Source organism: Paracoccaceae bacterium, assembly GCA_033344815.1.
Lineage (GTDB): Bacteria > Pseudomonadota > Alphaproteobacteria > Rhodobacterales > Rhodobacteraceae > Roseobacter.
Genome location: JAWPMR010000001.1, coordinates 4,604,984 through 4,626,978, shown reverse-complemented (window position 1 = coordinate 4,626,978; position 21,995 = coordinate 4,604,984). Strand labels below are relative to the sequence as shown.

Annotated in this window: 24 protein-coding genes; 8 read left to right on the top strand and 16 right to left on the bottom strand. The window is 56.8% G+C overall.

Translation table 11 applies throughout. The features are described from left to right. Nucleotides 1–7: 7 nt before the first annotated feature. Genes R8G34_21470 through R8G34_21460 form a run of 3 tightly spaced genes read right to left on the bottom strand, consistent with a single transcriptional unit; the run spans nucleotide 8 to nucleotide 1,787 of the window. Nucleotides 8–616, bottom strand: a complete 609-nt coding sequence (locus R8G34_21470) for a molecular chaperone TorD family protein (GenBank protein ID MDW3225425.1) — start codon at nucleotides 614–616, stop codon at nucleotides 8–10. Further along, nucleotides 613–1,215: a DUF3306 domain-containing protein gene (locus R8G34_21465; protein MDW3225424.1), complete on the bottom strand. Its 603-nt coding sequence runs from the start codon at nucleotides 1,213–1,215 to the stop codon at nucleotides 613–615. Before R8G34_21465 ends, R8G34_21470 begins: the two co-directional genes overlap by 4 nt. Further along, complete coding sequence (locus R8G34_21460; GenBank protein MDW3225423.1) at nucleotides 1,212–1,787, bottom strand: DUF3305 domain-containing protein; 576 nt, start codon at nucleotides 1,785–1,787, stop codon at nucleotides 1,212–1,214. The genes R8G34_21465 and R8G34_21460 overlap by 4 nt, the downstream gene beginning before the upstream one ends. A 326-nt stretch (nucleotides 1,788–2,113) precedes the next feature. On the opposite strand from R8G34_21460, the gene R8G34_21455 reads away from it, so the two are divergent. Next, nucleotides 2,114–4,069, top strand: a complete 1,956-nt coding sequence (locus R8G34_21455) for a 4Fe-4S binding protein (GenBank protein ID MDW3225422.1) — start codon at nucleotides 2,114–2,116, stop codon at nucleotides 4,067–4,069. On the opposite strand, the gene R8G34_21450 is transcribed toward R8G34_21455, so the two are convergent. Further along, the gene (locus tag R8G34_21450; GenBank protein MDW3225421.1) at nucleotides 4,063–4,794 is read right to left on the bottom strand and encodes a hypothetical protein; all 732 of its coding nucleotides are present in this window, start codon (nucleotides 4,792–4,794) and stop codon (nucleotides 4,063–4,065) included. The two genes, R8G34_21455 and R8G34_21450, sit on opposite strands and share 7 nt — an antisense overlap. Before the next feature lie 107 nt (nucleotides 4,795–4,901). Here R8G34_21450 and R8G34_21445 point away from each other — a divergent pair, with 107 nt between their 5' ends. The 4 genes from R8G34_21445 to R8G34_21430 are packed head-to-tail and all read left to right on the top strand — an operon-like array spanning nucleotide 4,902 to nucleotide 7,371. Continuing rightward, nucleotides 4,902–5,102 (top strand): DUF6494 family protein, encoded by a 201-nt coding sequence (locus R8G34_21445; protein ID MDW3225420.1) that lies wholly within the window; start codon nucleotides 4,902–4,904, stop codon nucleotides 5,100–5,102. Between the two features lie 6 nt (nucleotides 5,103–5,108). Beyond that, on the top strand, nucleotides 5,109–6,179 hold the full coding sequence (locus tag R8G34_21440) for an Mrp/NBP35 family ATP-binding protein (protein MDW3225419.1): 1,071 nt from the start codon (nucleotides 5,109–5,111) through the stop codon (nucleotides 6,177–6,179). Continuing rightward, a complete protein-coding gene (locus tag R8G34_21435) occupies nucleotides 6,176–6,880 on the top strand; it encodes a DUF4444 domain-containing protein (protein MDW3225418.1) in 705 nt (234 codons plus the stop codon). The genes R8G34_21440 and R8G34_21435 overlap by 4 nt, the downstream gene beginning before the upstream one ends. Continuing rightward, the gene (locus tag R8G34_21430; GenBank protein MDW3225417.1) at nucleotides 6,877–7,371 is read left to right on the top strand and encodes a DUF6505 family protein; all 495 of its coding nucleotides are present in this window, start codon (nucleotides 6,877–6,879) and stop codon (nucleotides 7,369–7,371) included. Before R8G34_21435 ends, R8G34_21430 begins: the two co-directional genes overlap by 4 nt. A gap of 2 nt (nucleotides 7,372–7,373) precedes the next feature. Here R8G34_21430 and R8G34_21425 read toward each other — a convergent pair whose 3' ends face one another. The 12 genes from R8G34_21425 to R8G34_21370 all read right to left on the bottom strand — a co-directional run bounded on the left by R8G34_21425 (nucleotide 7,374) and on the right by R8G34_21370 (nucleotide 19,048). Beyond that, nucleotides 7,374–8,180 (bottom strand): substrate-binding domain-containing protein, encoded by an 807-nt coding sequence (locus R8G34_21425; protein MDW3225416.1) that lies wholly within the window; start codon nucleotides 8,178–8,180, stop codon nucleotides 7,374–7,376. After that, nucleotides 8,177–8,893 carry an ATP-binding cassette domain-containing protein gene (locus R8G34_21420; protein ID MDW3225415.1) on the bottom strand — a complete coding sequence of 239 codons (717 nt, stop codon included), beginning with the start codon at nucleotides 8,891–8,893 and terminating at the stop codon, nucleotides 8,177–8,179. Before R8G34_21420 ends, R8G34_21425 begins: the two co-directional genes overlap by 4 nt. Continuing rightward, nucleotides 8,887–9,591, bottom strand: a complete 705-nt coding sequence (locus R8G34_21415) for an ABC transporter permease (GenBank protein ID MDW3225414.1) — start codon at nucleotides 9,589–9,591, stop codon at nucleotides 8,887–8,889. Before R8G34_21415 ends, R8G34_21420 begins: the two co-directional genes overlap by 7 nt. An 80-nt stretch (nucleotides 9,592–9,671) precedes the next feature. Then, complete coding sequence (locus R8G34_21410) at nucleotides 9,672–11,651, bottom strand: thiamine pyrophosphate-binding protein (protein ID MDW3225413.1); 1,980 nt, start codon at nucleotides 11,649–11,651, stop codon at nucleotides 9,672–9,674. Further along, the gene (locus R8G34_21405; GenBank protein ID MDW3225412.1) at nucleotides 11,644–11,928 is read right to left on the bottom strand and encodes a hypothetical protein; all 285 of its coding nucleotides are present in this window, start codon (nucleotides 11,926–11,928) and stop codon (nucleotides 11,644–11,646) included. Before R8G34_21405 ends, R8G34_21410 begins: the two co-directional genes overlap by 8 nt. Beyond that, the gene (locus tag R8G34_21400) at nucleotides 11,925–12,686 is read right to left on the bottom strand and encodes a hypothetical protein (protein ID MDW3225411.1); all 762 of its coding nucleotides are present in this window, start codon (nucleotides 12,684–12,686) and stop codon (nucleotides 11,925–11,927) included. The genes R8G34_21405 and R8G34_21400 overlap by 4 nt, the downstream gene beginning before the upstream one ends. Then, nucleotides 12,683–13,744 (bottom strand): ferric reductase-like transmembrane domain-containing protein, encoded by a 1,062-nt coding sequence (locus R8G34_21395; GenBank protein ID MDW3225410.1) that lies wholly within the window; start codon nucleotides 13,742–13,744, stop codon nucleotides 12,683–12,685. Before R8G34_21395 ends, R8G34_21400 begins: the two co-directional genes overlap by 4 nt. After that, the gene (locus tag R8G34_21390; GenBank protein ID MDW3225409.1) at nucleotides 13,741–14,118 is read right to left on the bottom strand and encodes a hypothetical protein; all 378 of its coding nucleotides are present in this window, start codon (nucleotides 14,116–14,118) and stop codon (nucleotides 13,741–13,743) included. The genes R8G34_21395 and R8G34_21390 overlap by 4 nt, the downstream gene beginning before the upstream one ends. Further along, a complete protein-coding gene (locus R8G34_21385) occupies nucleotides 14,115–15,725 on the bottom strand; it encodes a glutamate synthase-related protein (GenBank protein MDW3225408.1) in 1,611 nt (536 codons plus the stop codon). The genes R8G34_21390 and R8G34_21385 overlap by 4 nt, the downstream gene beginning before the upstream one ends. A 261-nt stretch (nucleotides 15,726–15,986) precedes the next feature. Continuing rightward, entirely contained in the window at nucleotides 15,987–17,489 is a 1,503-nt protein-coding gene (locus R8G34_21380) for a tripartite tricarboxylate transporter permease (protein MDW3225407.1), read from the bottom strand. Then, entirely contained in the window at nucleotides 17,486–17,977 is a 492-nt protein-coding gene (locus tag R8G34_21375; protein MDW3225406.1) for a tripartite tricarboxylate transporter TctB family protein, read from the bottom strand. The genes R8G34_21380 and R8G34_21375 overlap by 4 nt, the downstream gene beginning before the upstream one ends. Before the next feature lie 96 nt (nucleotides 17,978–18,073). Further along, complete coding sequence (locus R8G34_21370; protein ID MDW3225405.1) at nucleotides 18,074–19,048, bottom strand: tripartite tricarboxylate transporter substrate binding protein; 975 nt, start codon at nucleotides 19,046–19,048, stop codon at nucleotides 18,074–18,076. A 150-nt stretch (nucleotides 19,049–19,198) separates the two neighbouring features. On the opposite strand from R8G34_21370, the gene R8G34_21365 reads away from it, so the two are divergent. From R8G34_21365 to R8G34_21355, 3 genes are read left to right on the top strand one after another with little or no spacing between them, the layout of a single operon-like run. Then, complete coding sequence (locus R8G34_21365; protein MDW3225404.1) at nucleotides 19,199–20,107, top strand: LysR substrate-binding domain-containing protein; 909 nt, start codon at nucleotides 19,199–19,201, stop codon at nucleotides 20,105–20,107. Next, nucleotides 20,104–20,847 carry a sulfite exporter TauE/SafE family protein gene (locus R8G34_21360; protein MDW3225403.1) on the top strand — a complete coding sequence of 248 codons (744 nt, stop codon included), beginning with the start codon at nucleotides 20,104–20,106 and terminating at the stop codon, nucleotides 20,845–20,847. The genes R8G34_21365 and R8G34_21360 overlap by 4 nt, the downstream gene beginning before the upstream one ends. Then, nucleotides 20,844–21,989 (top strand): mandelate racemase/muconate lactonizing enzyme family protein, encoded by a 1,146-nt coding sequence (locus R8G34_21355; protein MDW3225402.1) that lies wholly within the window; start codon nucleotides 20,844–20,846, stop codon nucleotides 21,987–21,989. Before R8G34_21360 ends, R8G34_21355 begins: the two co-directional genes overlap by 4 nt. Nucleotides 21,990–21,995: the final 6 nt, after the last annotated feature.

Here is a 21,995-nt window from a genome sequence, read left to right as displayed (position 1 = left end):
TGGCAGATCAGTCTGCCGTCATCCTGAATGCTTCTTTTTCGATGGCCATGAACTCGCGCCCCACCGCACCCACAGAGGCATAAAGAACCGACGTCTTGGCGGCCTCCAGGTCCGTGTAGAAATGCGTGGCCCATGGGGCGATGTGATTGTTGAAAAACGTGCGTTGCTGATCCAGCCCGGCGGGTTGACCAAAACGACCGACGATCATACCGCCCATCATTTCCATCAGTGCGGCCATGCTGTCTTCGGGCTCAAAAACATTGTCCGCCCGCGTCATCTGCAGCACAGACATGTCCTGACGAAGTTTGGCCAGCGGCTTTTCGTTCAAGAACCCGGTCAGATAGTAGCTGGCGTAGGGCAGCAGTTCACCCCGACCCAGGCCAATGAACAAGGCGTTGAATTCGCGCTCTGCCGATTTGGGTTTGGTGGCATTTGCCACGCGCGCCAGACCGTTGATCGCCTCACCAATCGGGCTGTCGTCACCCGAAAGCCCCGCCGTCTGATCCAACAACATCTGATCCGCAGGACGGGCCAACAACAGACCCAGATAGTTATAGAGATCCGCCCGCAGGCGATCCTCTGGCGCAATATCCAATGTTTCGGCGGTTGCCGTCATGCGCTTGCCTCCTCAAACCGGAACCGCATGCGGCGCGGGGCCGTTTCCGGCGCGAGATCATCGCTCAATGTCGCTTCAGCGACCTCTTGCGGGGTTTCGGTGACAACCTGTTCACGCGGTGCGTCGTCCTGAACCATTTGTTCGGGCACTTCCTCTTCAACTTCAGGCGCTTCAGCCGTCAACTCTGCAGCTTCTTGCTGGCGTGCCATCTCTTCTACATGCGCCATCATGCCTTTGCCGACCTGATAGGCAGTCTTGATTGGCTCCGCTGCCAGCATCGCCGCCCGATAGTCATCGTCATATTCATTGAGCCCGTCAACGCAGGCCAGTACCGGATTGCTGCGCCACAAAACACGCAAAGCCTTATTCTTGAGGTGCTCTGGCACGTCCTTGGCCATGAAAGCGGCAAAATCATCCCCCGCCGTCAATGCGTCCGGATCGGGCAAGCCCATTTCCTCCAAAACTGTCGCGTCATCTTTTTCCGCATGCACCTCGGCGCGCACGGCGGCTTCTTCGGCCAATTGCGCCTGCGTTTCGGCCTTCGCCTCGGCTTGTACACCGGCGCGACGACGCGCCCAGAAAGATGTTTGCGCGCTCATTCGGCAGCCTCGCGCGGTCCAGCCGTCGGGGCGCGGTACACATCAGAGGCTTGCGAAATACGCGCATCGCCGATGCCATCATCCTTGCGATCCACCCGCGCCTTGTCCCGGCGCCGCTTCACGAATTCTTCTTCGACATGATGCTGATCAACAAAATCCTCGACCCAAGCCAAAACAGCCGCGGGCATCGCCACACGTTCGACTGTTTCTTCGCCGCTATCACAGTAATCCTGCGCCTCGTAAGGCGATACGGTCACGTGAAGAATACTCAAGGGCGCGTCTTCATTTGGGATCTCAGCATCGCGCATCACCACATAGACGGACGGCGTTTCTGCCTGAAGCTCATGCACGTAAGCCTCGGTATCTGACACATAGAGCACCAAATCATGCGTGGAGGCGTGATACTCCGTGATATCGCCTTCTTGCCGCAGCACTTTCCAGGACGCTTGAGGTGCACCGATCAGCACCGATGTGGCCGTCCAAGCCCACTTGACCCAAGCAGTCACACCGGGCGCGCGGCGCAGCACAACGCCAAGCTTCACTGTTTGTGAATTTGGATAGACGACTCCCAAAGTTTCTCCCCGGCGCTCTGTAAGTCTCTCTACTCTATCAAAACATCGCCGTTATCCTAGGAAAATTTGCATGCAGACGTACACATTCCTTTCAGACCAAGCCCTTGCTTTGTCTTGCATTTTGCCAAGGGCATGAAATCCCTGATATTTGTCGATCCTGCATATTGAACGGCCCGACAAAAAAACCTGTATGAACAGCATCTAAAGCTGCACTTTTAAACAACATCGGGTCGAATCCAGTTTACGCGCCCCTAAATACCTGACTACCTATAGAGCGGCGAAAGGCGACGGATACGCAGATCAAGCCGTGCCTTTTGGGGGGAGACATGACAAAAACTCTTATTTTGTGCGATTGCCTTGGCAGTCAGACCATTGATGCAGACAAGCTGAGTGATGCGACGGGGCTGGCCTGCTCTAAAATGTTCACGCATGCCTGTGGCGCACAGATCGAACAGACTGCCGCCCTGCTTGGCAAGGGGGATGCGATCATCGCCTGCCAACAGGAAGCGCCTCTTTTCCGCGAATTGGTGGAGGAGATAAATGCACCAGATCCTGAATTTCTGGACCTGCGGGATCGTGCCGGGTGGAGTGATGAAGGCGCAAAAGCCAGCGCGAAAATGGCGGCATTGGCCGCTGAAGCCCTGTTGCCGCGCCCCTCTGAGCGCACCGTAGATGTAGTCTCCGGAGGTGCCTGCCTCATTGTCGGGTCGAACGATGCAGCCCGCAAAGCAGCTGAGGACTTATCAGCGACACTGGCAGTCACGCTCTTGGTTCCCACGCCGCAGGACACAAATCCCGGCCTTTCCTTTGACATGGTGAGTGGCACGCTTTCACGCGCCAGCGGCACGTTGGGGCAATTCAGCCTGCGTATCGATCAGCTGCAGCAGATCATTGCCGGCGGGCGTGGCGCGGCCCAGTGGACACCGCCACAGGACGGTGCCATGACCGAGTGCGACATTATTCTCGATCTGAGCGGCGCACCTGCCTTGTTCCCAGCACCTGAAAAGCGTGACGGGTATCTGCGCGCAGATCCGGGCAGCCAACCCGCTGTTGCCAAGGCCGTATTGGACGCCTCCCAAATGATCGGCACTTTTGAAAAACCACTTTATGTGCGGCTTGAAGAATCCCTCTGCGCCCATTCGCGCGCCGAACAAGCTGCCTGTTCAAAATGCCTTGATATCTGTCCGACGGGTGCCATCACCTCAGCGGGTGAACATGTCGCCATTGACCCGATGATTTGCGCAGGGTGCGGCGCGTGCTCAGCGCTTTGCCCCTCCAGCGCAATCACATATGACGCCCCGCCCGTTTCCAGCGTCTTTTCCCGGGTGAACACGCTGGCCAGCACCTACCGCAAAGCAGGCGGCGACACGCCGCGCCTGTTGGTGCATGACGAAAATTTCGGATCGGAATTGATCTCGCTGGCCGCACGCTTTGGCCGCGGTTTGCCCGCCGATGTGATCCCGATGTCGGTCTCGGCCCTCGCAGGGTTTGGTCATGCCGAAATGCTCGCCGCGCTGGCTTGCGGTTTTGGCGAGGTCTGCGTTGTCTTGGCGCCGCAAACAGAGCGCCCGGTGCTTGAAGACGAGGCGGTTTTGGCTCGTGCCATCGCAGGTCGCGATGCCGTTACGTTGATTGACGTCAATGATCCTGACGCCCTCAGCGACGCATTGTACATCGACGCGGAACCAACATGCGTTGATACACCGATCTTGCCCTTGGGAACACGGCGACAGGTCACACGTCTGGCCGCGCAGGCTTTGCAGCCCGAGGCCGAGGTCATCGCTTTGCCCGATGCGGCACCGTATGGTGCCATACTTGTGGATCAGGACGCCTGCACCTTGTGCCTGTCCTGCGTATCGTTATGCCCGGCGGGTGCCTTGGGCGATAATCCTGACAAGCCGCAACTGCGCTTTGAAGAAAACGCCTGCCTGCAATGTGGTTTGTGCGCCAACATTTGCCCCGAAGATGCGATCACGCTGACCCCGCAACTTAATCTGACCGAAGAGGCCTTCACTCAGAAGGTCGTAAACGAAGAGGAACCTTTCCCTTGTGTGGAATGTGGTGCGCTTTTCGGATCGAAATCGACCGTCGAGAAAATCACTGAAAAACTGGCCGGCAAACATGCGATGTTCTCAAATCCGCAGACCGCACGGATGATTCAAATGTGCGACAATTGCCGAATTCAGGCGCAATATCATTCGGAAAATAACCCTTTCGCCAGCAAGGACAGGCCACGGGTGCGCACCACCGATGATTACCTCAGCAAGCGCAAGGATCACTGAGTTTGCAAGGGAGCTCCCAAATCAGCAGGCGCCATCTCTGCGACATAAGTCAGGATCGCGGTGAGATCATCTTGCGTCATTTCCATCGGAACGATGGGCGGCGGCAGGCTGGGGTCAAATGGCTCTGTCACCTCTGCAATCTGGGTAAAGCTGGGATGCGGGTTACGCAGATGGAAGGTTTCAAACCGTTGGTCCCAATCTGCAAAACCACGCAAAACCGCAAAGGACGGCGTGGCGCCCATGCCGTTCATGCGGTTCTTGGCGTTGATCACATGGCAGCGGCCACACATCTGAAGGGACAGTTTTTCGCCTATCTTGGCGTCCCCGTCATAACTCGAAACCGGGGCGGTAACGACGACTTTTACTTCTGTGGAAAACGTACTGCCATCCGGGGCGACAAAACTCTCGATCGTGCGTCTGCCGATGTCAGAGCGCAACCACTCCGCAAACCGCTCCGCACCTGCGGTGCCGTCATGCGCCAAAGACCACTGTCCCCCCGCCCCTTCAAACAGGACGGCGCCCTCATTGGTAAACCGCATCTCAGCCTCAGCGCCCTCCTCAACGCGGGTAATACGCACTCCTGTCTTGAGACCAAAACGCGGCACGACGAATTGTGCAAAACCGGATTGTTTCAAAGCGCTCGGAACTGCCAATCGCAGCCCCTCTTGTGCGGACACGGGGCGCAGAGCGCATATCACAAGCATCATCGCCAAAAATATCCGCACGCGCCCTCCTATCCGTCGTGGGTTGAGAGGTTAACGTAAAACCACTCCCTGCAAACCGTCAAGTTTTTCAAAAATCTCTTTCCTTCAGCAGTCAAAAGGAGCCTAAAATGAGCGAAGATTTCAATATGTCGATGCGCAAATTCCTCAAGCAGGTCGGCGTAACGTCCCAGCAAGCCATTGAAGAAGCGATGCGCAATGCCGGCGACACCAGTGGCAAGACCTATACCGCCAAAGTCGTGCTGACCGTTGATGGTCTCGATCTTGAACATACAGTGACGGGCCAGATCACTGGCCGCCAAGACGGATAAAACGGAATGAGCCTGACGCGCGACGACGTTCTTACCGCCCTCAAAACTGTCACCGATCCGGTGAGCGACACCGACATTATGGCCGCTGGACTGGTCAAGGCGCTGACGGTCAGTGACACGCAGGATGTGCGTTTCGTGATCGAAGTGCCGCCTTCGCAAGCCTCACTTTATGGCGATGTTCAAAAAGCGGCTGAAGCGGCCGTAAAGACGCTTTCTGGCGTCGGAACGGTCTCCTTGGTCATGACCGCCCATAGCACGCCGGCCGCCCCACCCGATCTGAAACCGCAAAAATCGAGCGCCCCCTCAGGTCCGCAGAAAATCCCCGGGATTGACCGGATCGTGGCCATTGCCTCCGGCAAGGGCGGCGTTGGCAAATCAACCGTGGCCTCCAACATCGCCTGCGCGCTGGCTGCCGAAGGTCGCCGCGTGGGTTTGCTGGACGCAGATGTTTATGGTCCCTCCCAGCCGCGCATGTTAGGCGTGTCGGGGCGACCGTCCTCGCCGGATGGCAAAACCATTCTGCCGATGCGGAATTTTGGCGTGACCATGATGTCCATTGGTTTGATGACCAATGATGACCAGGCGGTTGTCTGGCGCGGTCCGATGCTAATGGGCGCTTTGCAACAGATGATGAACCAGGTCCAATGGGGCGCGCTGGATGTCTTGATCGTTGATCTGCCACCGGGCACAGGCGATGTGCAAATGACGCTGGCACAAAAGGCGCATGTGGACGGCGCGATTGTGGTTTCAACACCGCAGGACGTGGCGTTGCTGGATGCGCGCAAAGGCATCGATATGTTCAACCAACTGGGCACGCCGATCCTGGGTATGATCGAGAACATGTCCACACATATCTGTTCCAACTGCGGCCATGAAGAACACGTGTTCGGCCATGGCGGGGTCGCGAGCGAGGCGGAAAAACTGGACGTGCCTTTGCTCGCAGAAATCCCATTGCATCTGGACATCCGAATGGCTGCTGACGGCGGCGCACCCATTGTCGTGTCCAAACCTGACAGTGCGCAGGCCGAGGCCTTCCGAACGGTCGCACGTGCCTTGATCGCAGACGGAAAAGCATGAGCGGCCCGAATTTTCCACCGCTATTTCATGGGCTTGCTACCGCTGGTGCGGATCCTTTTACGGTGGCTTGTTCCGAAGCGCACACGGGATGTGATGCGGGACTGGTGACCTATGATATTGCCCTCGACCAGCTTCGCGCCGCCATTGTGTTTGCCCCCGAAGTGTCCTTGCAAGAGGCGATGATTATGCTGCCGCTGTGTGGCATCGGGTTTCAGAATGCACTCGGCGCGTTGGCTCCACCCGAGGTTTCGGTGCATCTGGAATGGGGGGGTGGCCTTCGCCTGAACGGAGCGACTTGCGGCGCGTTGCAGGTCGCGGCATCCCCGCAAGAGCCACAGGAAGAACCCGACTGGCTGGTGATTGGACTGAGCCTCACGCTTTGGTCTGAGGGCAGCGACAAAGGTGAAACACCGGACGAAACCACGCTTTTTGACGAAGGTTGCAGCGAAGTCGAGGCCGCGCATTTACTTGAAGCCTGGGTACGACACACGCTGGTCTGGATAAACCGCTGGGACGAAGACGGTGTCAAACCGGTCCACAATGAATGGAATGGGCTGGCACATGGCAAGGGTGAAACGGTTGCGGTTGGCGATCAAACCGGCAAATTTCTTGGCGTTGACGAAACCTTTGGATTGCTCTTGCAGCAAGACGATCAGACGGTGATGATACCTCTCACACAAACCCTGACGGAGGCTCCATGAAACTGGCCCGCGCCATCCATTTCGACGACAGCGATACCCGCGTTTTCGCCAGCCCTGCTCGCACGGGCGAGTGGTGCATATCGGGCGGGTTCGAATTCTCCAACTGGTCTGAAGGCGACCTGACCGGTAAAGCCAAGCAGGCTTTTACCAACGGCTGGATGGGGGTCGAAACATTCGGGCGGACAAGTTTTGTTGCGGTTACGCAGATCGAAGAAAGCGAGCGCGACGCAATTGCGGACACGCTCGCGCAGTATTTCGTCGACATATACGGCGCGCCATCAAAACAGGCCGCGATGGGTGTGGCCCATGAAGAGATCAGCCAGATGATCGAGCTTTGTGAGGATCAGGAGTTCAACACGCTTTTGACCGTGACGCGCGAATTGACGGAGGCGGGTGTGAAGGAAAGCTACCGCATGATTGAACCCCAGGATGCGGGCATCGAGCAATTCGCAATCCATGGTTCACTGGATGAAGAACCGCATAAGCACTGACGTCATTCGGGTTTCGCATTGAACGTGAAGAGCGCTTCCCCATTGATCGTATAGGCATTGATCAACTCGGCGGCGCGTGAGCCAACCAGCCACTCTTCGAGTTGAACGGCCAGATCATTGCGCACATGGGCATGCCGTTCCGGGTTCACCGCGAGAAACGCGTATTGGTTGAACAACGCGGCATCCCCCGCATAGAGCAATGCAAGGTTGGCTTTGTTGCCAAAATTCAACCAACTCGCCCGATCCGCCAGAATGTAAGCATCAAGCCCTGCGGCTGTATTGAGGCTTGCGCCCATGCCCGCCCCAACTTCGCGATACCACTCCGTAAAGGTTTCAGGCACCAGATCCGCCGCACGCCATAGGGCGATTTCCTTTTTATGCGTGCCGCTGTCATCACCGCGGCTGACAAAGGCCGGTTTGACCACGCCGATCCGTTTCAGCGCTTCCGCTGCAGATTGTGATTGCGCGATGGCGGCAGGATCATCTGATGGGCCAATGAACACGAAATCATTATACATAATCTCGCGGCGATAGGTGCCATAGCCTTCAGTGACGAATTTCTCTTCCGCAGCACGCGAATGCACGAGAATCGCGTCGACATCCCCGGCCTGACCCAAACGCAACGCTTGACCGGTGCCAACGACCAGCAATTGCACGTCAAGATCAAGATCTTCCTTGATCGCGGGCAGCAATACATCTGCAAGGCCTGAGTTTTCGAAGGATGTGGTAACAGCCAGTTTGATTTCATCGGCCAAGGAGGCCGTTCCCAAAACCAAAGCCGTCAAAAAAGCGGCTAAACGCGCGATCATGTGATGATGTCTCCTCTGAAAAAAGCCTGCAGCTCGGCGCTTTGTGGTGCATTGAAAAAAGTATCAGCTTTGCCGGTTTCATGCACGCATCCATGCAACATAAAGACAGCATCACTCGCAAGCCGTTTTGCCTGTCCCAGATCATGCGTGGTCATGATAATGCGGGTTCCCTCGCCCAAGGCCCCGTGCAGGATACTCTCGATATCACGCGTTGAGGCGCCGTCAAGATTGGCGCAGGGTTCATCCAGAAACAGAACGTCCGGCTTACGGATCAAGGCACGTGCGAGTGCGAGGCGTTGCTTTTCGCCCCCTGACAGCCGCGTCGCCGAGAGGGTTGCGCGGTCCGTCAAACCAACGCGTTCCATCCAGTGATCCACGCGTGCTTTGATCTCTGCGCGCGGCAGACCAATCAATTGCATCGGATAGCGTAGATTTTCGATTACGGTGCGGCGCAGCATGATTGGCGTCTGAAACACATAGGACTGACGATGCTGCGCTTCCGCATCTGGAACCGACCATCTGGCCGATCCCTTGCTCAGCCGTTCAACCCCATGCATCACGCGCAGAAGGGTGGTTTTGCCGCTGCCGTTTGGGCCGATGATCATCGTCAGCCCTGCCGCTTGCAGTGTCATATCCACTGGGCCCAACAGGCGTTTACCGCGTCGATAAACGGCCACATCCGACAGGGTCAGGGGCAGGATCGTACTCACCACCGGCCCTCCCGTTCCGTGCGTGACAGCCAGTGAATACAAATATTGACGCCAATGGCCAAAGCAATCAGCACAAAGCCCAAGGCCAAGGCCAGCGCGAAATCCCCTTTGCCCGTTTCCAGCGCAATCGCGGTAGTCAGAACACGGGTTGCGTTATCAATGTTACCGCCCACGATCATGATCGCGCCTACCTCACCAATGGCACGACCAAATCCGGCGAGCGAGGCCGTGAGCAGGTTGCGCCGCCCATCCCAGATCAGCGTCTTGATCCGTTGCCAATTGGTTGTATTGAGAGAAATCAAAAGGTCGTGGTATTCCGCCCATAATTCGCGCATCGCCTGATGCGTGATCGAGGCAATCAGCGGCGTGATGATCACCACCTGCGCAATGATCATCGCCGTGGGTGTGAACAGCAGACCCAGCACGCCAAACGGTCCGGAACGCGACAAAAGGATATAAATAATCAGACCCACCACCACTGGGGGCAATCCCATCAACGCGTTCAGCAAGGATATGGTCAAGCGGCGAAACCGGAACCGGCGAACCGCCAGAAAGGTGCCCAAAGGCAGCGCGATGGCCGAGGCAATGATCAGCGCCGTGAGGCTGACCTGCAGGGAACGCAGGCTGATCTGCAAAAGGTCCGGATCAAGGGTGACGACCAACCAGAACGCCGACACCAGCCCTTCATAGATATCGTTCATGTCTCAGGCCGGTTCATGTACAACGCGTTCAAAATTCTGTTGCAGTCTCCTAGGACATGCGCGGACCTTGCGCAATCACATCAGACCAATTCCGCGTCCGTCATGATCTCAACCAACGCCGGGCCTTTGTGATCCAGCGCTTCTTTGATCGCCGCCTCAATGTCGCCGGCATCGGTGACCTTGGTCCCATGACCGCCACACAGTCGCGCAAACGCCGCGAAACCCGAATTCTGCAGATCCGTTTCCCAGACCGGCCATTCACCCGAACGCTGTTCCTTGGATATTTTGCCAAGCTCTCCGTTGTGCAGCAGGATATGGGTGATATCCATGCCGTATTTTACTGCCGTGGTGAATTCCATCGGGTATTGCCCAAACCCGCCGTCACCGGAGATCGAAACGACCTTGCACCCCTTCAAATCCGCCTTGTCCTGTGTCGCCGCCCATGCGCCCATGGCGGCGGGCAGTCCAAAACCGATGGATCCCAGATATCCGGACATCAACACCCGTTGCGTGCCCTTGGTCTCCAGATAACGCCCAAAGGAATATGTGTTGTTGCCCACATCGACGGCGAAGATCGCGTCATCAGGAACAAGTCGTCCCAATGCTTCAAATATGGCGAAGGAATGGATGCCTTTGCCTGCGTCTTCTTCTAAACGGTGCTGTTTCTCGCGCCGCCAGATGTCCCAGCGTTCTTTCAGCTCGGACACTTGATCTACAGCGTCCGGGTTTTCGTGATCCGCACGCGTGATCGCATGGCAAAACGCGCCGACGTCACCCCAAATAGGCAAGGCCACAGGGTGGAATTTCCCCAGCTGCATGCGTTCATGATCGACCTGAATGATCTGCTTGCTGGGTTCAATTCCGGTATGGTTGGAAAAACTGGTGCCCAGCGCAATGATCAGATCGGCCTCGTTCATGAACCAACTGGCGATGGGCGTCCCCGACCGGCCCAAAACGCCACCCGCGCATCGGTGATCATCCGGCAAAAGCCCTTTGGCCTTGAAGGTGGTGACCACGGGCGTGCCCAGCGTTTCGGCCAGTGCCGCGATGTCATCGCGCATCGGATAAGCGCCATGCCCGACCACAATAATCGGGCGTTTGGCGGTTTTGATCATGGCAGCGGCTTTATCGATCTCGCTTTGCGCCGGGATGATAGGCGCTTGCGTTACACGTCCTTCAGGGGAACGTGCCGCTTGATCAGAGGGGTTTGTTTGCACGTCATCAGGAAAGATCAGATGCGCTACGTCCTGTTCAACAATTGCAGTTTTACAGGCGAGAGCAGCCAGTTCCGCATGATTGGAACTCCCCAACACGGGCTGTGAAAAACGGGTGACGGCCTGAAAGGCAGAGAGCAGGTCAATGTCCTGAAAAGCACCCGGCCCCATGACCTGAGTTTGAACCTGACCTGTCAACGCCAATACTGGCGCACGGTCCACCTTGGCATCCCATAACCCGGTCAGCAAGTTCGTCGCTCCCGGCCCGGCGATCGTCAAACAAGCGGCAGGAGTCCCGGTGAGTTTGCCGTAAGCCGAGGCAGCAAAGGCAGCGGCGCCTTCGTGACGGATCCCGAAGTAAGACATTTTGCCATCGACAACGGCCAGACGGATAGCGTCCGACAGACCCAGGTTGGAGTGACCGACCATGCCAAATACCGACTGCACGCCCCAATTGCTGAGCGTGTCGACCATGACATCCGTGACCGTGCGCACATGCGGCGGTTCAGCCTCAATGCCAACGAAAATCTCGCCATCGCGAATATCGACCGGATACATGTCCTGCCCGCTATCCTCATGACCGCCGGGCGGCTTGCCTGTCAGCGGGTCAAAGTCCCAGCCATGCCAGGGGCAGCGAATCCAGCATTTATCGTCGATGCCTTTTTCGATCGATCCTTCGCCCAGGGGGCCGCGCTGGTGCGGACAGTGGTTGTTCATCGCCGCCCATTGGCCATCGAAATGCACAAGGCAAATAGATGTCGTGCGCGCCGTAACGGTCTTCACGCGCCCTTCCGGCAGGTCATCTATATGGCCGACACTGATCCAATCGAGGGTTTCATCACTCATGCGGCTCTCCTGCATCTTTCGGGGTCGTGGCGTAATCATAGAGTTTCTGCGCAAGTGTCAGAAGGACGAAGCACCCCAGTGCCCAGATCAGCAATTCAAACGGGGCTGCGTCGGTCCCGCGCAACCATTGAGCAACCAGCCCCCCTTGAGGGCGCAGTTCTGAAAGGCCAAAGAGACCGGGGCGCGGCCACAACGACAGATACCAAAAGCGCGACAGATAGAAAAACACCGCTGCAATGAGTGCCACGAGGGTCAGCATCACGATCCGGCGCGTCATTCCAATACCTCAAGTGTTTCGGGATCCATACGCAGGACCAACAGATCTCCCCGCCGTTCAACGTCGCCTTCAAGTGAAACAAATTGCGCCACGTAGTGATAGGCTTTTTGCGGCAACGGGGTGCCGTCCGGTCCCGTGATCAGTAAAAACTCAGATCCTTCAATCGGCTGCGTTGACACAAATACTGGCGGCACACCCCCAATCAGGCAGAGATTGGCGCAGGCCTTATGCGCAAGACCTCGTCCCGGCCGCATCGCGCCCGCCAGGCATTTGCCGTCACAGATTTCACCAGCCAGTTTCCAGCGCCCAAGCGGTTCTACGATCATTTCAGGTACGTCGCCGTCGACAGCGTCCAAACCGTTTTTTCCACCACGCAATTGCATCATATCCAGATCACCACGCTCCAGAATGACGCCTGAGACCTGCGCTAGTTGTCCCTCCAATGGGATCGCGCGGCTCTCGACATTGGTTTTGCCGCCACCGGCCAGCATAAGCGTGTGCCCGGCTTGGATCAGGTCATTTCCTTGTGTGACGCGCAACAGCGGATAGGGGGTCAGTTCGACCACACCCGTCACCGTCTGGCGCCCATAGTCAAAGCGAAAAGCCCCCTCACCCGGATCATCCTGCGCTACGCCAAGCGCCAGCCCAAAACCAGCAAGACCGCTGATGAAAAGCACACAGATCGCCAACAACAGACCGCGCAACCCCTGTGGGGCTGGCAGGTATCCGACAAAAAAGGGCTTGTTATTGTCGCTCATGTCGCGGTCTCCCCTGCTAGGGCCGGGACCGGTTCAACATAGGTACCCGGTGCATTGGCGTTTGTGTCGACCATCACTGTACTCCCCTGCGTTTTCACATTGTACGTGGGCACCATTTCGGTGAACGGCGCGGGGGAACGCCCCGAAGTCACATCGTATTGAAACCCATGCCAGGGACAGGTGACCAGACAGTCGATGATTTTGCCCTCACCCAACGGCCCGTTCTGGTGTGCGCAGGCGTTTGAAATCGCGCTGAGCTTTCCATTGTTCAAATACACGGCCACGCGCTCGCCATTGGCCAGGAGTTTGATTTTGGCAAAACCTTCGGTCATCTCCGCAACATCACAGATTGGCACCCAATCCGTCGCATCCGCCTGAATAGCGTGATCGGCGCGCCGCTCCTGCATCGCGGCCATCAGGTGCAGAGCGCCAACCGCCACCGCGCCACCGATGAAAATCACCGTGAAGACGTGATTTTGCTGGTCCTGCAAGATACCAAAGGACACATGCGCAACCACGCAAAGGTAGGCGGGATAGATCAGGTAATGAATGCGTTTCCAGACGGGCGGGCTGAGAAATTTCATCCAGAAATCATGGCTTGTGGCCGCAAGCACGATCAGCGTGAACAAACCGAAAATGCCGAAAACCTCAAAAGGGAAGCCTGCCAGCTGGCCGTAACTGGTATTTGCAAAAAGCAGGGCCTCGTATTTGTTAGAACTCGAGAATGCGAAATACCAATCGACCACATAGCCCGCATGGGTGATCGCCACAAAGACGGTCATCACACCAAAATGCCGGCGGTTATACAGCAATGGCAAAAAACGCTCATCCAGCCGCGCCAGCGGGCCGATGCACAGGATGACGCTCAACATCACAAAGGCGCAGGCCCCAAAGGCGCGGGCATTGTGGATCTGCGGGTTGATCGGTCGCTCATGGCTGAGCAGACCCGGTGCCGCATAAAGGAACACATAAAGGAACAGGCCAACGCCCAGCAGCATGACGGCATCGTATATGTATTTGTTGGTATTCCACTGAACGGGAATGTATTTGACACTCATTGTGTCACCTCCGCAGGTGCGGACAGGCGGATGGGTTCAAAATCAGCCGGCCAGGTCTGGCGCAGATTGAGTCCCGTCAGGATGATCACACAGATACCGATCGGCAGCGCCCATCCGACTGCAAAATGCGCGCGCCGCGGTGGATCATACCGGTTTTGCCATTTTTCGGCACCCGTTTCATAGAGATACCAGCGCCACAGCACCAGCGGCCAGATGACCAGAACACCCGGTATCAAAAGCACGCGAAAAATATAGGCATCACGCGCGTCCTCATCGATCCGGTCCATGCCAATGGTCAGGAAAAACGCCGCGACCAAAGCCCCAATGCTGCCCCAGATGCGCAAGCCCATCAGGATTGCCTCTGCCTGGTTCATGCAACACCTCCGAAAGTGACGCCAGAGATTTGCGACATCTCCTTTTTCCATGTCGTCAGGTCATCATGGTTGAATTCCGACAAATGGCTATGTCCACAGGCACGTGCCATAACTTGCATCAATTCCACCGAGGCTTCAAAGAAATTGGCCAATTGTCGGGCGGATTTCTCGACAATGATGCGGCTGACCAGATGCGGTTTCTGCGTGGCAATCCCGACCGGACAATTATTGGTATGACAGGCGCGCATGGCCAGGCAGCCAATGGCCTGCATTGCGGAATTGGAGAGTGCGATCGCATCCGCCCCCAAGGCCATTGCCTTGATGAAATCGGCCGGTTTGCGCAAACCGCCAGTGATGACCAGTGACACATCACTGCGTTCCAACCGGTCCAGATGGGCACGCGCGCGCGCCAGTGCCGGGATCGTCGGCACTGAGATGTTATCGCGAAATATGACCGGAGCCGCCCCGGTACCGCCCCCGCGCCCGTCCAGGATGATATAGTCGACACCGACCTTCAAAGCGGCATCAATGTCCTTTTCGATATGCTGCGCGCTGAGTTTGTACCCGATCGGAATGCCGCCGGTGCGGTCGCGTACCTCGTCGGCGAAATCCTTGATCTGCGCCGGGTTCGTCCAATCAGGGAAACGCGCGGGCGATATCGCGTCCTGACCTTCATCCAGATCCCGGACATCGGCGATCTTGCCCTTGACTTTGGCGCCCGGCAGATGCCCGCCTGTTCCGGTTTTGGCCCCCTGTCCACCCTTGAAATGAAACGCCTGAACCTTGTCCAGCTTGTGCCAGTCAAATCCGAACCGGGCCGAAGCCAACTCATAGAAATATCGCGAATTGGCCGCCTGCTCTTCGGGCAGCATGCCACCTTCGCCGGAACAAATGCCTGTTCCGGCCATCTCCGCGCCTTGCGCCAGAGCGATTTTCGCTGGCTCCGACAAGGCCCCAAAGGACATGTCCGACACAAACAGCGGAATGTCCAAACGCAAGGGTTTTTGGGCATTCGGCCCGATGACAACCTCGGTGCCGACTGGTTCATCATCCAAAAGCGGTGGTTTGGCCAATTGCGCGGTCAACAGCTGTATATCGTCCCAATCCGGCAACTCAGCGCGTAAAACACCCATGGCGTCCACCACTCCGTGATGGCCCGTTTTACTCAGTCCATCGCGTGCATATTGCTGAATCAAACCTGTGTAGGGTTCGCCCGTATCGCCATGGCTCGGATCGGCATAAAGCCCCAGATAGGCATCGCGGTTGTAGGGCTGCGGATTGTCGTGCCCCCATTGGTTGATCTCATCCGCATCGACCATGATCTGGTCGTCCTCAATCCATGACTGAAACTTGGGCAATGCCTCCTCATTGGCATAAGATGACACACCGCTGTCCAATCGGTAGTCCCAATCGTGCACGCCACAAATCAGATCCTTACCACGCACATGCCCGTCCGACATTAATGCCCCGCGGTGCAGGCACCGCCCATAAAACACCGACACCTCGTCATCACAGCGCACCACCACCAAATCAACCTCTCCCACAATGGCATATTGAGGGTCACGGTCCGGCAGTTCGCTGAGGGTGGCGACGGGTGTTGCGATCATTATTTGACTCCCTTGTCGGCTCTGGTTTGCTGACGCCTTCGGCCGGGCATCAGGGCGGTTTTTGGGGCAGCCTGCCTTGTCGCATACGGATAAGCCAAATCACAATTTTCATTTTCCGCAAAACGGCGCACAATGGACCCTGTTGTTGCAAAACTGTGTCAGGTGTTATCTGGCTCTGCCACCCGGTTCATTCGACCACGATCACGTCGCGGCTTTCAACCCTTTTGTGCGCGCTTGCGACCTTGGTCACAGGCTCACAGACTACGGCTTCGGGCTTTGCCCCATCAGTGGCCCGTTTTTGACCGCCCGCGCGATGGCCACCACTGTCAGTAACGTCAAGGTCCAGAAAAACCATGTAATCGGGCCGCGAACCAAAATGCTGGGATCACTGCCCGACATCAACATGGATTGCCTGAAATTGTCCTCCAACAGAGGTCCCAGGATGAAAGCGATCAGGAAAGGTGCAGCCGGAATGTGATAGCGCACCATCAGATAACCGACCCAGCCCATGGCGAACATCACCCCAACATCAAAAATGTTATTGTTCACCGCAAAAACGCCATAGATGCAGAGCACCAGCACAGCCGGGATCAGGATGCGTTTGGGAATGTCGGCCACATATTTGAAACCGCGAATGGCCGCGGATCCAATCAAAAAGAGGAAGACAGAGCTGACAATTAACCCGATGAACAGACCGTAAATGATATCTACATTCAGGATGAACATCATCGGTCCGGGTTGCAGCCCGTGCACCATGAAGGCCCCGATAATGATCGCGGTGATCACATCCCCGGGTACACCCAGGGCCAGAAGCGGGATCAATGTGGCCCCGGCCACGCCGTTATTGCCCGCCTCGGAAGCGGCAACGCCCTCAATTTCACCCTTGCCGAAGTTGTCCTTGTTTTTGGATGTGCGCCGCGCTTCGGAATAGCTGAGGAAGGCAGATGGGGCAGCACCGATGCCAGGGATGGACCCAAGGAACACACCAATGAAACTGCCGCGCACGATGGATTTAAAGCTGCGGCGATAATCAGCGAATGTCACCCAGTTCTTACCCAGGCTGCGCGCTTTGCCAACATGCGCAGTGGGGTGCCAAACCATGGCGAGAATTTCAGGGATCGCAAACAAGCCGATCAATACCGCGATGAAATTCAGACCGCCCATCATGTTCGGATCGCCAAATGTAAAGCGATTTGTGCCATAGACCAGATCCAGCCCGACCGTCGCCAACAGCAATCCCAACAAGGCCGACAAGGCACCGCGCAAAAGACTTTCACCTGATACACCGGCGATGATTGTCAGTGAAAACAGGATGAGCGTGAAGAACTCCGGCGGTCCGAAGCTGAGCGCGAAGGACGCCAGCCAACCGGCAAAGAGGATCAGCGCTAAATTGGAAATCACATCTGCCGTACAGGAGGCCCAGAGCGCCATGCCGAGCGCGCGCCCCGCCTCCCCTTTTTCCGCCAGCGGATAGCCGTCCAGAATGGTCGCAGAAGACGCCGGCGTGCCGGGGGTCTTGATCAGAATCGCGGGGATCGAACCGCCGAATATCCCGCCTTTGTAGACGCCCAGCAGTAAGAGAATTCCAGTGATCGGTTGCATCGCAAAAGTGAACGGCAACGTCAAAGCGACAGCCATTGTGGCTGACATCCCCGGGATCGCGCCCCCGACAACACCAATTGCCACACCAACGAAAAGCGCAAGAAAGGACTCAATGTTGCCGACAAGGCTGAGACCGGCGGCGATACTGTCTAGAAAACTCATGGCAGCCTCAGAAAATCACCCTGCGGGATCGCGACCCCGGCGACATGCGCAAAGAACGCATAAAGCACCAACGGAATGATGACAGCGCAGACAAGCGCCGTGATCGGGTGGCGCGTGCGCACCAGAAAGGCGGTCGCGACAAAAACCAACATCGAGGTCAGCACCATGCCCAAACGGGGTAATAGAAACATGGTTAGGACCATAATCAAGGCCATGCCAAGCAGCCGCATCCACGCCGCTAAAGGATCCTCAATCGGATCATTGACCGGCGCGTCCTCCGCCGGTGTCCGGACGCCGGAAAGCACAAGTCCCAGCCCGGCCAATCCGGTAAATCCGGCCAGGGCATAGGGCCAGAACAGGGGAGACAATACGATATTACGCACATTACTTGGCGAAGAAATCCAGGTCGGGATGGCATATAGCGTTAGAAATGCGGCAGCCATGATCGCCCCCAGACCGAGGCGCAACTGTAATTGTCGCGGTGTCATTTGCCCTGCCCTTCTGCCCGCTGCGGTTCTCATGAAAAACGCCGGGCGCATGTGCGGCCCGGCGCTCACTATGAAGCGTTTCGTCGGGCGATTGCCCTAGCCTTCAATTCTCATACCCAGATCGTCAACCAGTTTCCTGAATGTTTCGTATTGGGTGCGGATGAAAGTATTGGCTTCTTCGGGGGACATTACGCGGATGATCGAGCCGCGCGACTCCATGGTCTCTACAAATTTTGCGTCTCCGGCGGCTGCGGTCATCCAATCGCCCCATTTTGCCGCAACATCATCAGGCAGATCCGCCGGGCCGGCAATGCCGGTCCAGCCAACCATCTGCTGCAATTCCGGGTGACCCAGAGAGGTAGCCGTCGGCGCATCAAAACCCACGACAGGCTCTGCGGTTGTGACCATCAAGGGACGCATCTGATTGTTGGCCACAAAACTCGCAAGCGCGGATGTATTGGTGCAGAGGAAATCCGCCGTACCGTTCAAAACCGCCGTTGCCGCAGCTCCACCACCCTGTTGCGGAATATGTATGGCGGTGTTGGCCGCGTCCTCCAGACCAAAGGCATCAAGGATCATCGCGCCAGCAAGATGAAGGCCAGACCCCACGCCCGACGAAGAGAAGCTGATGCCGTCGCCCTTGGCAGCGGCCAGCAGGTCATCCATCGACATGATGTCGGAATTCGAAGACACGGCGCAGGCAAAGGGGTTGATCTCATAGACCGTCACAAACCGGAAATCATCCAGCGTGTAAGGCAGCGTCGCCTTCATCGCAGGGTTCACGGAGTGGGATCCCACACGCGCAAACAGCATTGTATACCCGTCCGCCTTGGCGTTTTGCACCGCGACCGAGCCTGTGGCGCCGCCCGCACCGGTCACATTCGCCATCACCAAAGGCTTGCCCACTGCGGCGCCAAGCGGTTCAGCAATGGTGCGCGCAGAAATATCCGTAGCGCCGCCAGCGCCATAGGGAATGACCATATTGATTGACCGCTCAGGGTATTCGGCCAATGCCGCACCCGCAATCCCGACACTCAAGGCGCAGATTGCACCAAGTGATTTAAAAGACATCGTATTCCTCCCAGTATGACCGGCCTTTGAAGCTCCCCGGGGCGAAGCCGATAGCGCCCTTGACAATTGGTAACGTTAAGACATGCTTTATAGAAGTAATAATATATTACAAAATCCGTTAGCAGCGCTAACGAAAAAGGCCGGTTTGGAATGTCCATTCGCACGCTGCGAACACTTATCGCAGTACATGATCACAAGACGTTCAGCGCCGCCGCTGATGCCGTATGTGTCACTCATGCTGCCGTCAGCCAGCAAATGCGCGCCCTTGAGGAAAACTGGGGCGTGCAGCTTTTTGACCGCTCAAAACGCACACCGGAATTGACTCCACTGGGTCGCGCTCTGGTGGCCAAGGCTCGCGATGTCGTGCGGTCTTATGATCAGATGCTGCCGTCGGTTCTGGGGGAAAACAGCGTCAGTGGCGAGGTCAAGCTTGGTGCGCTGCCGACCACCCTTACAACGCTTGTCCCCTCGGCGATTTCGATGCTGGTCAAAACCTATCCGCAGGTGCATGTGAGGCTCTACCCTGGTTTGACGCATCAATTGGTGTCGCAACTGGAACGGGGGACTTTGGATGCGGCCCTTATTTCGCGTCCGCAACTGATGCCGCCGGGATTTGAGTTTCGCGATATCGCCGAGGAACCGCTGCAATTGCTTGCCTCGCTGGACACAGACAGCGACGATCCGTTTGAATTGATTGCCAATCACCCGTTCATCCGCTTCAACCGCGAGGCCGTCGTTGGGCACATGATCGAAAGCTGGCTGCAAAAGAAGAACATCAGCGTCGCTGAAACCATGGAACTCGACGGGCTGGAGGCGATCTCCAGCATGGTTTATGCGAATTTGGGTGTCGCGATCGCGCCAAAACGCGCAGTCCAGTCCACCAGCCCGTTGCCGCTAAAGCGTTTGTCGCTTGGCGAGGATGCCCCCATCCGCAGGTTAGGGCTTGCCTATCCGCAGGATACAGCACGCAGCCGCGTGTTGGCCGCGCTCCACAGCACCTGTCTGCAGTCCGTGTCTATTGGCGCCTTCGGAGCAACACCACCGGCAACGCCCCAATGACATCTCATGAACTCACTTTTTTGATCATTGGCGGGTTGGCCGGCGGATTTATCAACGGGCTGGCAGGATTCGGAACGTCGCTCTTTGCGCTCGGATTTTTCCTGACCATTATGAGTCCGGTCGAAGCGGTTGCCATCACGGTCGCCATTTCGGTGGTCAGCGGCTTGCAAGGCCTGTGGATCGTGCGCCATGCAATAACCCGGAACAAACGCCGTCTTGCCCGTTTCCTGCTGCCTGCGGTCCTTGGCATTCCATTGGGCATCGCCTCCCTGAAACAGATTGACGTCTCGGTGCTGAAGTATCTGATCGCGTTCTTTCTCATACTATACGGTGGGTTTTTCACTTTTCGTCGCAACCTGCCCAAGTTTGAAAACCCGACGCCGGTGATCGACATGATCGTGGGATTCTTCGGCGGTGTCCTTGGCGGTGCCGCATCACTTTCGGGGGCCTTGCCGACCATGTGGTGTTCGATGCGCGCCTGGCCCAAATACGAAACGCGCGCTGTGCTGCAACCGTTCAACGTCATGGTCTTGGGGTTAACAGCGATCATGCTGGCATGGGACGGGACATATGACACGGACACAATGTTGCATTTATGCGTGGCTGTTCCATCCGCAATGGTGGCCGCACAGGCGGGCATTTTTGTGTTTCACAGGGTGAATGATGACCTGTTCCGCCGCCTGCTGATTGCGGTCTGTCTGGTGTCTGGTTCGTTCTTGTTGTTGCGGGAGCTGCTGTGAAAATAGACCGGATCGAAGCACATGTATTTCGCGCGCCCACCCCAACTCCGGTCGCCACTTCTTTTGGTATAATGCGCGATCGACCAGCTGTATTTGTAAAACTCCTAACGTCAAATGGCGGATTTGGCTGGGGCGAGATATTTGCCAACTGGCCGTCTGCGGGCGCAGAACACCGCGCCCGGCTTTTGATCGAAGATCTGTCAGAGATGATATTGGGGCAAACCATTTCCGCACCGCATCTTTTCTGGGACACACTGACCCAAAAAACTTACATACGCGCACTCCAATGTGGCGAGCCCGGTCCCTTTGCGCAGGTTCTGGCGGGCGTGGATATCGCCGTTCATGACCTTTTCGCCCGCCGTGCCGGACTCCCCCTAGCGGGGTTTCTGTCTCAGGACGCTTTGCCAACTGTTCCTGTCTATGCAAGCGGGCTCGCGATCCATCAAGCGTCTGATCATATCCCGCTGCAACGCGCCCGCGGCATTTCCGCCTTCAAGGTCAAAGTGGGATTTGATGCATCCAATGATATCTCGCGGCTTTTGGATTTATCCAAAGGCTTGCAACCCGGTGAAACCTTGTTTGCCGATGCTAATCAGGCATGGACACCCGCTCAAGCTTTGCAATTTATCGCCGCGACGCGGGATTTACCTATCGGTTGGCTCGAAGAACCTATCGCGGCGGACTCGCCCCTTTCAGATTGGGTTCAATTGGCAGATGCTTCACAGACCCGTTTGGCAGGCGGAGAAAACATAACAGGTCTGAGCGGGTTTGATCAGGCCATTTCTTCGGGCGTGTTTGGCGTGTTGCAACCAGATGTCGCCAAATGGGGTGGCATTTCGGGATGTTTTGAAGTGGCTAAAGCCATCCGTGCCGCAGGCCTGACGTATTGCCCGCATTTTCTCGGCGGTGGCATCGGAATGCAGGCCTCTGCGCATCTATTGGCCGCTGTGGGCGGGCCGGGTTTGCTGGAACTCGATGCCAATCCAAACCCGCTCAGGGATGAATTTTTTGCGTCTGATCCGTTGAAAAACGGGCTCTGGCACATTTCGGAGGTTCCCGGTCTTGGGATTGAGCATTTGCCTGAAGACATTGAACCCTATCGTACATTGCGGCTGTATCGGGATCACAGTCGCCCTATTTGAGAAGCC

Excerpts from the sequence above, each read along its gene's own strand:
- R8G34_21470 (MDW3225425.1), bottom strand. The coding sequence starts at position 616 with ATGACGGCAACCGCCGAAACATTGGATATTGCGCCAGAGGATCGCCTG.
- R8G34_21465 (MDW3225424.1), bottom strand. The coding sequence starts at position 1,215 with ATGAGCGCGCAAACATCTTTCTGGGCGCGTCGTCGCGCCGGTGTACAA.
- R8G34_21455 (MDW3225422.1), top strand. The coding sequence starts at position 2,114 with ATGACAAAAACTCTTATTTTGTGCGATTGCCTTGGCAGTCAGACCATT.
- R8G34_21445 (MDW3225420.1), top strand. The coding sequence starts at position 4,902 with ATGAGCGAAGATTTCAATATGTCGATGCGCAAATTCCTCAAGCAGGTC.
- R8G34_21440 (MDW3225419.1), top strand. The coding sequence starts at position 5,109 with ATGAGCCTGACGCGCGACGACGTTCTTACCGCCCTCAAAACTGTCACC.
- R8G34_21435 (MDW3225418.1), top strand. The coding sequence starts at position 6,176 with ATGAGCGGCCCGAATTTTCCACCGCTATTTCATGGGCTTGCTACCGCT.
- R8G34_21430 (MDW3225417.1), top strand. The coding sequence starts at position 6,877 with ATGAAACTGGCCCGCGCCATCCATTTCGACGACAGCGATACCCGCGTT.
- R8G34_21425 (MDW3225416.1), bottom strand. The coding sequence starts at position 8,180 with ATGATCGCGCGTTTAGCCGCTTTTTTGACGGCTTTGGTTTTGGGAACG.
- R8G34_21415 (MDW3225414.1), bottom strand. The coding sequence starts at position 9,591 with ATGAACGATATCTATGAAGGGCTGGTGTCGGCGTTCTGGTTGGTCGTC.
- R8G34_21410 (MDW3225413.1), bottom strand. The coding sequence starts at position 11,651 with ATGAGTGATGAAACCCTCGATTGGATCAGTGTCGGCCATATAGATGAC.
- R8G34_21405 (MDW3225412.1), bottom strand. The coding sequence starts at position 11,928 with ATGACGCGCCGGATCGTGATGCTGACCCTCGTGGCACTCATTGCAGCG.
- R8G34_21400 (MDW3225411.1), bottom strand. The coding sequence starts at position 12,686 with ATGAGCGACAATAACAAGCCCTTTTTTGTCGGATACCTGCCAGCCCCA.
- R8G34_21395 (MDW3225410.1), bottom strand. The coding sequence starts at position 13,744 with ATGAGTGTCAAATACATTCCCGTTCAGTGGAATACCAACAAATACATA.
- R8G34_21390 (MDW3225409.1), bottom strand. The coding sequence starts at position 14,118 with ATGAACCAGGCAGAGGCAATCCTGATGGGCTTGCGCATCTGGGGCAGC.
- R8G34_21385 (MDW3225408.1), bottom strand. The coding sequence starts at position 15,725 with ATGATCGCAACACCCGTCGCCACCCTCAGCGAACTGCCGGACCGTGAC.
- R8G34_21380 (MDW3225407.1), bottom strand. The coding sequence starts at position 17,489 with ATGAGTTTTCTAGACAGTATCGCCGCCGGTCTCAGCCTTGTCGGCAAC.
- R8G34_21375 (MDW3225406.1), bottom strand. The coding sequence starts at position 17,977 with ATGACACCGCGACAATTACAGTTGCGCCTCGGTCTGGGGGCGATCATG.
- R8G34_21370 (MDW3225405.1), bottom strand. The coding sequence starts at position 19,048 with ATGTCTTTTAAATCACTTGGTGCAATCTGCGCCTTGAGTGTCGGGATT.
- R8G34_21365 (MDW3225404.1), top strand. The coding sequence starts at position 19,199 with ATGTCCATTCGCACGCTGCGAACACTTATCGCAGTACATGATCACAAG.
- R8G34_21360 (MDW3225403.1), top strand. The coding sequence starts at position 20,104 with ATGACATCTCATGAACTCACTTTTTTGATCATTGGCGGGTTGGCCGGC.